At 44.7% G+C, this 12,273-nt stretch carries 11 protein-coding genes; 7 read left to right on the top strand and 4 right to left on the bottom strand.

Annotation, left to right across the window (positions count from 1 at the left end):
* On the top strand, window positions 1–819 hold the full coding sequence (gene pstB / locus UQW94_RS19780; protein ID WP_322142508.1) for a phosphate ABC transporter ATP-binding protein PstB: 819 nt from the start codon (window positions 1–3) through the stop codon (window positions 817–819).
* Between the two features lie 30 nt (window positions 820–849).
* On the top strand, window positions 850–1,548 hold the full coding sequence (gene phoU / locus UQW94_RS19775) for a phosphate signaling complex protein PhoU (protein ID WP_005381744.1): 699 nt from the start codon (window positions 850–852) through the stop codon (window positions 1,546–1,548).
* 62 nt (window positions 1,549–1,610) lie between these two features.
* Here the strand turns inward: phoU and ppk2 are convergent, their stop codons facing one another.
* The 3 genes from ppk2 to UQW94_RS19760 form a co-directional block, all read right to left on the bottom strand.
* On the bottom strand, window positions 1,611–2,387 hold the full coding sequence (gene ppk2, locus UQW94_RS19770; RefSeq protein WP_005381743.1) for a polyphosphate kinase 2: 777 nt from the start codon (window positions 2,385–2,387) through the stop codon (window positions 1,611–1,613).
* Between the two features lie 70 nt (window positions 2,388–2,457).
* A complete protein-coding gene (locus tag UQW94_RS19765; RefSeq protein WP_322142593.1) occupies window positions 2,458–3,201 on the bottom strand; it encodes a copper homeostasis protein CutC in 744 nt (247 codons plus the stop codon).
* A gap of 283 nt (window positions 3,202–3,484) precedes the next feature.
* Window positions 3,485–4,096 (bottom strand): peroxiredoxin C, encoded by a 612-nt coding sequence (locus UQW94_RS19760; RefSeq protein WP_005381738.1) that lies wholly within the window; start codon window positions 4,094–4,096, stop codon window positions 3,485–3,487.
* Between the two features lie 199 nt (window positions 4,097–4,295).
* Between UQW94_RS19760 and UQW94_RS19755 the strand changes: the two genes are divergently transcribed.
* The 3 genes from UQW94_RS19755 to aceA all read left to right on the top strand — a co-directional run bounded on the left by UQW94_RS19755 (window position 4,296) and on the right by aceA (window position 8,870).
* Window positions 4,296–5,201: a hydrogen peroxide-inducible genes activator gene (locus tag UQW94_RS19755; protein ID WP_005383681.1), complete on the top strand. Its 906-nt coding sequence runs from the start codon at window positions 4,296–4,298 to the stop codon at window positions 5,199–5,201.
* 606 nt (window positions 5,202–5,807) lie between these two features.
* Window positions 5,808–7,436 (top strand): malate synthase A, encoded by a 1,629-nt coding sequence (gene aceB, locus UQW94_RS19750; RefSeq protein ID WP_258454425.1) that lies wholly within the window; start codon window positions 5,808–5,810, stop codon window positions 7,434–7,436.
* A gap of 120 nt (window positions 7,437–7,556) precedes the next feature.
* Window positions 7,557–8,870 carry an isocitrate lyase gene (gene aceA / locus UQW94_RS19745; protein WP_005381733.1) on the top strand — a complete coding sequence of 438 codons (1,314 nt, stop codon included), beginning with the start codon at window positions 7,557–7,559 and terminating at the stop codon, window positions 8,868–8,870.
* Window positions 8,871–8,993: 123 nt separating this feature from the next.
* Here the strand turns inward: aceA and UQW94_RS19740 are convergent, their stop codons facing one another.
* Window positions 8,994–9,443 (bottom strand): CBS domain-containing protein, encoded by a 450-nt coding sequence (locus UQW94_RS19740; RefSeq protein WP_017820562.1) that lies wholly within the window; start codon window positions 9,441–9,443, stop codon window positions 8,994–8,996.
* Between the two features lie 312 nt (window positions 9,444–9,755).
* Between UQW94_RS19740 and UQW94_RS19735 the strand changes: the two genes are divergently transcribed.
* On the top strand, window positions 9,756–10,922 hold the full coding sequence (locus UQW94_RS19735; RefSeq protein ID WP_213886794.1) for a trypsin-like serine protease: 1,167 nt from the start codon (window positions 9,756–9,758) through the stop codon (window positions 10,920–10,922).
* A gap of 268 nt (window positions 10,923–11,190) precedes the next feature.
* Window positions 11,191–12,243: a tRNA preQ1(34) S-adenosylmethionine ribosyltransferase-isomerase QueA gene (gene queA, locus UQW94_RS19730; RefSeq protein ID WP_005381728.1), complete on the top strand. Its 1,053-nt coding sequence runs from the start codon at window positions 11,191–11,193 to the stop codon at window positions 12,241–12,243.
* Window positions 12,244–12,273 lie beyond the last annotated feature (30 nt).

Below are 12,273 nucleotides of genomic sequence, written 5' to 3'. Positions count from 1 at the left end.
ATGTTTAATTTTGATAGTACATTAGGTTATGAGCCACCATTGGATGTTCATAATTTAACGGATGAACAAACAGCCATCTCAATCGAGAACCTTAATCTGTTCTATGGTCAAACTCAGGCGCTGCATGATATTTCGATGCGAATTCCCAAAGGGCGAGTCACCGCTTTTATCGGTCCTTCAGGGTGTGGAAAGTCGACGTTATTACGTTGCATCAATCGCATGAACGACTTAGTGGAAGGGTGTCGAGTCACAGGTAAAGTGCGTCTCCATGGCAAGAATGTTTATCATCCTAATGTCGATGTTGCGACACTTCGACGCCGAGTTGGGATGGTGTTTCAAAGACCCAATCCATTTCCTAAGTCTATTTATGAAAACGTAGTTTATGGCTTACGCTTACAAGGTGTAAAAAACAGCCGTAGTTTAGATGACGCAGTGGAGCGATCCTTGCGCTCAGCGGCGTTGTGGGATGAGGTAAAAGACCGCTTGCATGAGAACGCATTTGGCTTATCTGGGGGACAGCAACAGCGCTTGGTCATTGCGCGCGCGGTGGCGATTGAGCCGGAAGTCCTGTTATTGGACGAGCCAACATCAGCGTTGGATCCAATCTCAACTTTAACTATTGAAGAGCTTATCAATGAGCTGAAGACTCAATATACTATGGTTATCGTTACCCATAACATGCAACAAGCGGCGAGAGTGAGCGATCATACTGCATTCATTCATATGGGTAAGTTAATTGAATACTCTGACGCGGATTCGATCTTCACCTCGCCAATGAAGAAACAGACCGAAGATTACATTACGGGTCGCTACGGTTAAGTCGCGACTCTATACGGAATAAGGAACATCATGCACTTTGGACGTCATATTTCAGGACAATTTAACGTAGAGCTAGAATCGATTCGTACTCATGTATTAACCATGGGGGGCTTGGTAGAACAGCAGCTTTCGTATGCTATTCAAGCCTTGCATAAAGAGGACATCGAACTGGCGCGTAAGGTTGTGCGTGACGATCATAAAGTGAATGCGATGGAAGTCTCGATCGATGACGCCTGTACACGCATTATTGCTAAGCGTCAGCCAACGGCAAAAGACTTGCGCTTAATCATGGCTATCATCAAAACGATCACTGATTTAGAACGCATCGGTGATGTGGCGACACGCATTGCTTACGTTGCCATTGAAAGCCCATCATCAAAAGAACGACAATTCCAAGTGTCGTTAGAGCCTCTCTGCCGTCAGGCAATTAATATGCTGCATCAGGTTTTAGATGCGTTTGCCCGCATGGATGTAGAAGCGGCAGCAGAGGTGCATAAACAAGATGACAAACTAGACGCCGAGTATGAAGCGGTGATTCGTCAGTTGATGACTTACATGATGGAAGATCCAAAAAATATCCCTAATATTCTGCAAGTGATGTGGTCGGCACGCGCGATTGAACGCGTGGGGGACCGCTGCCAGAACATCTGTGAATACATTATTTACTTCGTGAAAGGGAAAGATGTACGCCATCTAGGTGATCAAAGTATTGATGACGTACTGAAGTAACTGACTTCAATAAATAGACCAGCTTTTAGGCTGGTCTATTTATTAGAGAGAAGGAAAGCACGTCAATATTTATCAGGAACGAAGGTCTGATCATCAATGGGCGCTCTGACGTAACCTTCTTTATTGAGTTCAGGTAATTCGATGGGTGAGTACTCAAGTGCTTTGTAATCAATCTGGCTTAGTAAATGACTGATACAGTTCAAGCGCGCTTTCTTTTTGTCATCTGAAGGGACGACCCACCAAGGGCAGTTTTTCGTGTCTGTATAGGCAAACATCTTATCTTTTGCTTCCGAATACTCCGCCCAGCGATGACGTGACTCCAAATCCATTGGGCTGAATTTCCAACGTTTGATCGGCGTATTAATTCGACCTAGAAAACGTTTTTCCTGCTCTTCGTCTGAAACCGAAAACCAATACTTAATCAGAATAATCCCAGAGCGTTGCAACATTCTTTCGAATTCAGGACAAGAGCGTAAAAACTCTTCGTATTCATCAGGCGTACAGAACCCCATGACTTTTTCGACACCCGCTCGGTTATACCAACTTCGGTCAAATAAAACGATTTCACCAGCAGATGGTAAATGAGCGACGTAACGTTGGAAGTACCATTGCGTTTTTTCTTTTTCTGTCGGTGCAGGCAGAGCCACTACGCGACAAACACGCGGGTTTAGCTTTTCTGTAATTCGCTTTATCACTCCGCCTTTGCCCGCAGCATCACGGCCTTCAAACAGAACCACCACTTTTAACCCTTTGTGTTTGACCCACTCTTGAAGTTTTACGAGCTCAACTTGAAGGTTTTTGAGCTCCTTTTCGTATTCCTTTTTCTTCAATTTAGACATACACCTTTCCTCACTCCTTGATAAACAATATGTTAGCACTCAAAAGCTATGCGCGTGAGGTTACGGTGGTCTATTTGAGAGATGCTACGACATCGGTTATGGCTTGTGTACTTGTGATGGGGATTAAAAAATCATCGACATCGGATGCGCCCATTTTGCTTTGTTCAGCAACAAAGGTCATTTGGCTAGGGCGTGTGGTTTTGCCTGACAGATGGATTTCAGGAACTTGAGTGTCTTCTACTAACGCACGTACGTTACTCGCATTAACGCCAGCCCCCGCCATGATTGCTATGCGTCCTTGGGCTTGCTTAACCAAAGCTCTAAGCACATCGATCCCTTGTGGTGCTGAAGGCGCAAGACCGGAGGTTAAAATACGTTCACAACCTAAGCTGATCACTTCTTCCAAAGTTTTTTCAGCGTCACGACACTGGTCAAAGGCACGATGGAAGGTCACGCCTAAGCCAAGCGCTTGAGCAAATTCACACAGCGCAGCCGCGTAAGGCATATGAATATCACCGTCTTGAGTGAGCACGCCGAACACGACACCGCTCAAGCCTGATTGGTGAGCCGCTTCAATATCCCAACGCATCATTTCGATCTCTTCTTCATTGTAGAAGAAGTCACCTTGGCGTGGGCGGATCATGGCATAAACTGGAACACTCGAAAGCTTAGCCGCTTGCTGCATACAACCATAACTGGGTGTTAGTCCGCCTAAAGCCAAAGAGGAGCAAAGTTCAATCCGAGTGGCGCCGCCAGCAATGGCGTAGTGCAGAGATTCAATATTATCGATACAGACTTCTAGGTGAGTAACCATGTTCATTCATCCTGCTAACGTTACAAATAGGTGTTGTGGCTAAGATATTAACAGGGCAAGTAAGCAGAATCTGTATGGAGGGGATGATAAATAGAGGTAAAGTTTACGCTAAAGCGTTACCTCATTTTGGCGGTTTATCTGAAGGAAAAAGAAAGCCCAGAGCAGAGGCTCTGGGCTTTGATAGGACTTTACTTAGACTGATTGGCGTTTGCGGTTTTCCGCATTAGCTTATTGCTTTATATACATCCAACCATCACACCCGTTGAGCTAGGGTGAAGGTCTATTATTTTTTGCCTAGGTCAGCTGCGTGCTCAGATAGGAACGCTGCAACACCTTTTGGAGATGCGTCCATACCTGCTTTACCTTCTTCCCATTGTGCAGGACATACTTCGCCGTGCTTCTGGTGGAAGTTAAGAGCGTCAACCATGCGTAGCATTTCGTCGATGTTACGGCCTAGTGGTAGGTCGTTAACTACTTGGTGACGTACAACGCCTTCTTCGTCGATTAGGAAAGAACCACGGAAAGCAACGCCTGCTTCTGGGTGCTCAACGTCGTAAGCTTTACAGATTTCGTGCTTAACGTCAGCAACTAGTGGGTACTTAACTTGACCGATACCGCCATCTTCGATAGCAGTGTTACGCCATGCGTTGTGAGAGAACTGAGAATCGATAGAAACACCGATTACTTCAACACCTTTAGCTTGGAAGTCAGCTAGACGGTTGTCGAATGCGATTAGCTCAGATGGGCAAACGAAAGTGAAATCTAGTGGGTAGAAGAATACTACTGCTTTCTTACCTTTAGTGAACTCTGCAAAGTTGAAGTTTTCAACGATTTCACCGTTACCTAGAACAGCTGCTGCAGTAAAATCAGGGGCTTGACGACCTACTAGTACCATTTTTTTGCTCCTAAAAAGTATGGTTAGCTCCAAACCGAATTCAGTTGTGTCGGTTTGGTTCGTGTTTGTACGAGACAAACTATAGTACAGATTGTAGTATTGAAAAAAGCGAAATAAATAGATTGAGTTAATCGAAAAAAACGATAATAACAAAACTCTTAACTCGATCACTGGAACGGCGGTAGATACAAATACAATTATGAATAAATGGCCCAGTTTGAAGCAGTTACACTATTTAGTCACACTGCATGAAACAAGACATTTTAGTGACGCTGCAGAGCGTTGTTTTGTCAGTCAGTCGACTTTAAGTAAGGGTATTCAAAACTTAGAGGAGTTGATTGGCTGTCCATTATATGAAAAGAAAGACAAGAAAAGTCCACTGGTTTTTACCCAAACAGGAGAAATGGTAGTAAAGCAGGGGCGAGAGCTGTTAGCAAAAGGGCAAGATTTGGTCGAGCTTGGACGTATGTGCCAAGGCGACGATATGCAAGGCCAGCTAAAAGTAGGATGCATACCAACAATTGCTCCGTTTTTACTGTGTGATTTGGTACAAGAGGTGAACTACCGTTTCCCACAACTGAACCTTTTATTAAGAGAAGACACGACGACAAACTTACTCCAAGCGCTCAGACATGGTGAGCTGGATGTGCTTATTTTAGCGTTACCAGTCGAAATTGATGGGATGGAAAGCCGAGTAGTGGGTAAGGATCCGTTTCGAATGGTTATAAGCGCTAATCAAGCCCAATCGGTCCCTGTGCCGATTCGTTACGCGGATTTACCTGACGAATCCGTCTTTCTACTAGAGAAAGAACATTGCTTAACGGAACATGCGGTATCAGCGTGTAAATTAACAGACAAAGAAAAAATCAATCCGTTTACGGCAACCAGCCTCCATACACTGGTGCAAATGGTTGCGAATGGTTTGGGAACAACGTTCATTCCTCAAATGGCTATCGACCATGGCTTGCTGCATAACCAGAATTTAGTCGTGATCGATCCTCCAGGTAAACAAGCTTATCGCGAAATCGGCTTAGTTTGGCGTCCGAGCTCGTCAAGAACGAAAACATTTAATCAACTTGCAGAAGTCGTTTCAGAGCTGCTTTAGCTATTAGTATTAGCCCTTACTTCTCCATTATTTATCTAAAAGCGCACTGGAAACAGTGCGCTTTCTAGTATTTTATTCTGTTGGTAAACTTTGACTTGTAAAATTTTACAGCTCTTCTTTGATGAAGCTTTCATAAAATAGTGAAATTTCACAATGTTAATTTTACACAAAGCCCTGCATACCTTGTTTGACCCCTGTTTAAATACATCTCTTCAGCCCTTGTGAGTACAAGGTGTTTGTTTACCTGTCAATATTCATACGCTTGTTTGAAATTATAAAGCGACTTTAAATTTAATGTAATTTTATTACGTAATAACTTACAAAATGAGGCGCTTGATAGATGGTTTTTACCTTGCGGAATAAAACTTTGAATTTTCTGTTTTGTTTATATTAGGGGTTTCACTAAACCCTTTGTTGATATAGCTTATTTAAAGGCCGATACGACTTATGTCTAGATTGAAAATACACGTAGCATTACGCAATCTATCGGCATGGCTAGACGAGTTGAACACAAAGTTAAAGGATGTAATTTGTTGTTCATAACTTACAAATGTAGCTTTACGCTGACTGCCCAAGATTGATAAAGCACGTTAAGGATGAATGATTATGCTTGCTCAGACAGAACAAAAAACACAACAACTAAAGCAAACCCAAGGCATGCTTGAGGTGAATGGAGTCGTTGCTCCAGAACATCAAGCAATTTTCCCTGTTGAAGCCCAAACCTTTTTATCTCTACTGTGTGAAAAATTTGCCGGACGTGTTGAACAGTTGCTGGAAGCAAGAGAAGAGAAGCAAGCACGTATTGATGCTGGTGAGCTACCAGATTTTCTACCAGAGACACAAGACATCCGTGAAGGAAGTTGGAAGATCCTAGGAATCCCACAAGATCTGCAAGATCGCCGTGTGGAGATTACCGGACCAACTGACCGCAAGATGGTGATTAACGCACTGAATGCGAATGTAAAAGTGTTCATGGCAGACTTCGAAGATTCAATGTCTCCTGCATGGAGTAAAGTGCTAGATGGTCAAATTAACTTGCGCGATGCTGTTAATAGCACCATCAGTTACACCAATCCTGGCAATGGCAAACATTATCAGCTGGAAGATGACCCAGCGGTGTTGATCTGCCGTGTTCGCGGCCTTCATTTAAAAGAAAAACACGTTACGTGGCACGGTCAGATCATTCCAGGTGCGCTATTCGATTTCGCTCTGTATTTCTATAACAACTACAAAGCGTTACTTCAAAAAGGCAGCGGTCCTTATTTCTACCTTCCAAAACTGCAATCGCATCACGAAGCGAAGTGGTGGAGCGAAGTGTTCCATTTCACGGAAGACTATTTCGGTTTGGATACAGGCACCATCAAAGCGACTGTGCTGATTGAAACCTTACCAGCGGTATTTGAAATGGACGAGATTCTGTTCTCGCTTAAAGAACACATCGTTGGTTTGAACTGTGGTCGCTGGGATTACATCTTTAGCTACATCAAAACATTGAAAAAACACTCAGACCGAGTACTGCCAGATCGCCAAGTGGTAACGATGGACAAGCCATTCTTAAACGCTTACTCGCGATTATTGGTACGTACTTGCCATAAACGAGGTGCTTTCGCGATGGGAGGAATGGCCGCATTTATCCCAGCTAAAGACCCGAAAGAGAATCAAAAAGTATTAGACAAGATCCAGACTGACAAATCGTTAGAAGCTAACAACGGCCACGACGGTACTTGGGTGGCTCATCCAGGTTTGGCTGACACTGCTATGGAAGTCTTTAGTGCTGTGCTGGGTGAACGCACCAACCAGTTGGATGTGAGCCGTGCAGAGGATGCGCCTATTACAGCAGCTGAACTGCTTGAGCCTTGTGAAGGCGAGCGCACTGAAGGCGGAATGCGCCACAATATTCGCGTTGCGCTGCAATACATCGAAGCTTGGATTTCTGGCAATGGTTGTGTGCCGATTTACGGACTAATGGAAGACGCAGCAACGGCAGAAATCTCACGCGCCTCTATCTGGCAATGGATTCAACACGGCAAGTCGCTAGACAACGGATTAAAGGTCACTAAAGAGCTGTTCGAGCTCTATCTCAAAGAGGAGATTGAAGTCGTGAAGCAAGAAATTGGCGAGCAGCGCTACCATGCGGGTCGATTTGAAGAAGCAGCAGACTTAATGGCAAGGCTCACGACGAGCGATGAACTGACCAACTTTTTGACAGTTCCTGGTTATGACTACCTGGATTAATAAAGAATAACTGTAACACCAATAACGTGAAGGATTTTCAAGGCAGATAGGGAAGTACTGCCTGAGAACGGAAACTCAACGCACACGCATAAAGTGCAAATTATAAAGAGGGATAGACCAATGACTAACTTAACTCGCCGCCAACAAATTGAAGCTCTGGAAAAAGACTGGGCAACTAACCCACGCTGGAAAAATGTGAAGCGTACTTACACTGCCGAGGAAGTGGTGGAACTGCGTGGCTCTATGGTGCCTGCAAACACAATTGCACAACGTGGTGCAGACAAACTTTGGTCACTGGTCAACGGTAGTGCGAAAAAAGGTTACGTAAACTGTCTTGGTGCGCTAACGGGTGGTCAAGCCGTTCAACAAGCTAAGGCAGGTATTGAAGCGATCTATCTGTCAGGCTGGCAGGTAGCGGCGGATAACAACACCGCTTCGACGATGTATCCAGACCAATCTCTTTACCCAGTAGATTCTGTACCGTCAGTAGTAAAGCGTATCAACAACTCATTCCGTCGTGCAGACCAAATTCAGTGGGCTGCTGGTAAGACGCCTGAAGATGAAGGTGGTATTGATTACTTCCTACCTATCGTAGCGGATGCTGAAGCGGGCTTTGGTGGTGTGCTTAACGCTTACGAACTAATGAAATCGATGATCGAAGCCGGTGCCGCGGGCGTTCACTTTGAAGACCAGTTAGCATCGGTGAAAAAGTGTGGTCATATGGGGGGTAAGGTATTAGTTCCTACGCAAGAAGCGGTACAAAAGCTCGTTGCAGCTCGTTTGGCTGCTGACGTAGCGGGAACAACAACATTAGTTATTGCTCGTACTGATGCGAATGCGGCGGATCTCATTACTTCAGATTGCGACCCATATGATAAAGACTTTATTGAAGGTGAGCGTACTCAAGAAGGTTTCTACCGCGTTCGCGCGGGTATCGACCAAGCGATTTCTCGCGGTCTGGCTTACGCACCATATGCAGACTTGATTTGGTGTGAAACGGCTACGCCATGTTTGGAAGAAGCACGTAAGTTTGCAGAAGCAATTCACGCTGAATACCCAGATCAATTGTTGGCGTACAACTGCTCGCCTTCATTCAACTGGGAGAAAAACCTAGATGCAGAAACCATTGCTAAGTTCCAACAAGAGCTTGCAGACATGGGCTACAAGTACCAATTCATCACGCTAGCAGGCATTCACAACATGTGGTTCAACATGTTTGAACTGGCACACGCTTACGCTCAAGGTGAAGGTATGCGTCATTATGTTGAGAAAGTTCAGCGTCCTGAATTCCAAGCAGCTGAAAAAGGCTATACGTTTGTTGCGCACCAACAAGAAGTAGGTACAGGTTACTTCGATAGAATGACCAATACTATCCAAGGTGGTAACTCTTCAGTGACAGCATTGACAGGTTCGACCGAAGAAGACCAATTCTAATTGGCAGAGAAACACTTCCTTAATCAGCGTCAGTAATGGCATTTTGAGCGGCAACCCTGCCGCTCTTTTTTCGTTTAACCGGTGTAAAAACGAAACTTACAACAAAGAGAATACGCTTGCGTACTACTCTTCCTGCTCGATTTCTTCAGGTTCCACTTCTTCTTGTAGTTCCAATAAGTTAATCGCAATCGTCACGAAGTCACTATCAGTAATAATGCCGACCAATCGACCTTTGGTGACAACAGGTAGACAGCCAACTTTATGCTTTTGCATATAGATAGCGCTCTCTTTGAGCCCCGCGATAGGCTCTGCCGTCATGATATTGGTGTGCATCATTTCGTAGAGCGGTGTGTCTAAAGTAAAAGATTGTTCAGCCTCATCTGGGTGCAAGCTCGATTCTTGAGCAGCAAGAATGTCGCGTTGAGTCACCAAGCCTTGTAAGTGGTTATTGGCATCAACAACCGGAATGTGTCGAATATCAAGCGCATCCATCATGCTTTTTGCATCACGCAAGGTGTGCGTGCGCAGTAAGGTATGAGGATTACGAGTCATCATGTCTTCAACCTTGATCATAGAGACCTCCAGCGGCATTGTCCTTCTCTTAAATATAGAGAATATTTTTCTGTATATCTGGGAGCTAACTCGTTTTTCATCAATTAAATAGCACAATGCTGATGGGCTGCGTAATCTGTGTTTTATTGGTGTTTTTATTAATTTGAATAAGTCGGTTTGTGTGCGAGTCAGTTGGCATTTTTAGTTGATATTGAATGTGTCCCCAAGGTAATCCAATGAATTGAATCGCACATTTTTATTCGCTGGATTTTCCAAGATTCTTCTCTCGAAGAAGATACGTCCAGGCTTACCAAATTGAAGACAGCAACCTAGATGAAACGAACAACGTGTAACAAACTTATTGCGCTGGCAGTGGCGGCATTCAGTGTGCCATCAACACAGGCGATTGTGTTAGGAGATGAACAAACCGATCATGTTGACCGCGTTACTTTGAGAGCAAGTAATATGGCAGAGTTTCCGCTGTGTGGTGGAACGATGCTGACAGAGCAATGGGTACTGACTGCGGCGCACTGTGTGGTGATGGGACAAGGAACCAATGAAGCAACCTACTATGTGACCCCGCCGGGTGAGCTGTCGGTGAATGCGAATGTGTATGAACTTAATTCTGCAGGGCTTGATAACTTCTATCCGGTGTCTCACGTTGTGGTTCATCCGGATTACACTCGGATTTCAAAAGCTGAGACCGACGGTAATGGCAACGTGAAACCTATCCAAACCGGTTTAGATTCAGACATCGCGTTGCTGTATCTCACGCGCCCAGTGGCAAACGCGAACTTTGCTGACCTAGCGAGTAAAGTTGACATGGAGAGTATCGAAGCACGTTTGGTGGCGGATTGGAACGATAATTACCTGACCAATCAACGTGTCGAAAATGTGCAAGTGTTTGGATGGGGGGCTACTCAGCCGGATGCTTCTGAACCTTCTAATACGCTCAAAACCACCATTAGCACATTTTTACCCATCGACAAATGTTATGAGCGTTTAGAAATTGGCAGCAGTTTTCCGGGGATCATTGATTCAAGAGACAACCAAACCAAAATTTGTACGCTACCAACACAAAACCATGTATTGGAGCCAGATAGCCATACTCAATATGGCAACTCTGCATGTAAAGGTGACAGTGGTGGCCCGTTGGTCGATGTGGCGACCGGCAAACAAATTGGTATTGTTAGTGGCGGCCCCCTTATTCTACCAACGTGTGGCTCTTTGACGATCCCAAGTTTCTACACCAAGGTGAGCCACTATTACGACTGGGTACAGTCTTACATCACTGCCGATGCGCCACCAAGTCGTTACATCGTTGCGCCGAATTTTATCAAAAGTGCTAACAATGAAAGTGGTGACAATAAAGAGTGTCACGATGGCATTGCGACCAATAACTGTGATTTCAAAGGCTCAGATGATGAAGGTGGCAGTCTAGGGTTTTGGTTATTGGGTTTATTCGTGCCGTTATTCTTGTGGCGAAAGCGTGAGGTTTGATAGGGCGATTGGAATGCCAAACTAATAAGCAGCGGTATACGCTGCTTTGCTTTTTTCATGTTTTCTCTTTTGGGCTCAAATTAAAAATAGTGCCAAGTAATCGAGGCTTTTCACGTTTTATTACACTCTTCACCATGGCTTTTACTGCTATATTCTGGTGATTTGCTTGCTATTGCAGCATGTAAACATATACTAGTCTGCTGCGAAAAACTCGTCGCAATTTTATCGTCGCCTAGACGTGATTTGACCAATAGATAAGACAAGTAACATGCAAGTATCAGATTTCCATTTCGACCTTCCAGATGAACTCATCGCTCGCTACCCTCAACCAGAGCGTACCGCTAGCCGACTGCTGCAAATGGACGGCAATACCGGAGAGCTCATTGATGGCACATTTACTGATGTATTGGGCCAAGTTCAACCCGGTGACTTAGTGGTGTTTAATAATACTCGTGTTATTCCTGCTCGTCTTTTTGGCCGCAAGGAGTCGGGCGGTAAATTAGAAGTGCTAGTGGAGCGCATGTTGGATGAGAAAAGCATCCTCGCGCACGTTCGTTGCTCTAAATCACCAAAACCAGGTACAACCATTATTGTTGGCGAGAATGATGAATATTCAGCAGAAATGGTTGCACGCCATGATGCTTTATTTGAACTGAAATTTAGTTCTGATAAGACGGTACTAGAAATTCTGGAAGAAATCGGCCATATGCCGCTTCCTCCTTACATCGACCGTCCAGACGAAGATGCAGATAAAGAGCGTTACCAAACGGTATATAATCAAAAGCCAGGTGCGGTTGCGGCACCAACAGCGGGCCTTCACTTTGATGATGTTCTCTTGGAGAAAATCAAAGCGAAAGGTGCAGAGTTTGCTTACGTTACTTTGCACGTTGGGGCGGGTACATTCCAGCCAGTAAAAGTGGAAAATATCAACGATCACCACATGCATGCCGAGTACGTAGAAGTACCGCAAGAAGTCGTCGAAGCAATTAAAGCGACGAAAGCGCGTGGCGGACGAATTATTGCTGTTGGTACCACATCTGTGCGTTCACTTGAAAGTGCAGCGCAAGACGCATTGCAAAAAGGGACTGAGCTGGCCCCATTCTTTGGCGATACAGAAATCTTTATTTTCCCTGGTTACGAATATCAGTTGGTGGATTGCTTGATCACAAACTTCCACTTGCCTGAATCAACACTGATCATGTTGGTGAGTGCATTTGCTGGATACGAGAACACCATGAATGCTTACAAACATGCGGTGGAAAACAAATACCGTTTCTTCTCGTATGGCGATTCAATGTTCATCAAGAAGAAAACGGCGTAGTTAAAAATAGATTTACGAGTGCTAGCAGTA

Source organism: Vibrio sp. PBL-C16, from assembly GCF_034321865.1.
Classification (GTDB): domain Bacteria; phylum Pseudomonadota; class Gammaproteobacteria; order Enterobacterales; family Vibrionaceae; genus Vibrio; species Vibrio alginolyticus.
This window is presented reverse-complemented; position numbering and strand designations above follow the sequence as displayed.

Excerpts from the sequence above, each read along its gene's own strand:
- pstB (WP_322142508.1), top strand. The coding sequence starts at position 1 with ATGTTTAATTTTGATAGTACATTAGGTTATGAGCCACCATTGGATGTT.
- phoU (WP_005381744.1), top strand. The coding sequence starts at position 850 with ATGCACTTTGGACGTCATATTTCAGGACAATTTAACGTAGAGCTAGAA.
- ppk2 (WP_005381743.1), bottom strand. The coding sequence starts at position 2,387 with ATGTCTAAATTGAAGAAAAAGGAATACGAAAAGGAGCTCAAAAACCTT.
- UQW94_RS19765 (WP_322142593.1), bottom strand. The coding sequence starts at position 3,201 with ATGGTTACTCACCTAGAAGTCTGTATCGATAATATTGAATCTCTGCAC.
- UQW94_RS19760 (WP_005381738.1), bottom strand. The coding sequence starts at position 4,096 with ATGGTACTAGTAGGTCGTCAAGCCCCTGATTTTACTGCAGCAGCTGTT.
- UQW94_RS19755 (WP_005383681.1), top strand. The coding sequence starts at position 4,296 with ATGAATAAATGGCCCAGTTTGAAGCAGTTACACTATTTAGTCACACTG.
- aceB (WP_258454425.1), top strand. The coding sequence starts at position 5,808 with ATGCTTGCTCAGACAGAACAAAAAACACAACAACTAAAGCAAACCCAA.
- aceA (WP_005381733.1), top strand. The coding sequence starts at position 7,557 with ATGACTAACTTAACTCGCCGCCAACAAATTGAAGCTCTGGAAAAAGAC.
- UQW94_RS19740 (WP_017820562.1), bottom strand. The coding sequence starts at position 9,443 with ATGATCAAGGTTGAAGACATGATGACTCGTAATCCTCATACCTTACTG.
- UQW94_RS19735 (WP_213886794.1), top strand. The coding sequence starts at position 9,756 with ATGAAACGAACAACGTGTAACAAACTTATTGCGCTGGCAGTGGCGGCA.
- queA (WP_005381728.1), top strand. The coding sequence starts at position 11,191 with ATGCAAGTATCAGATTTCCATTTCGACCTTCCAGATGAACTCATCGCT.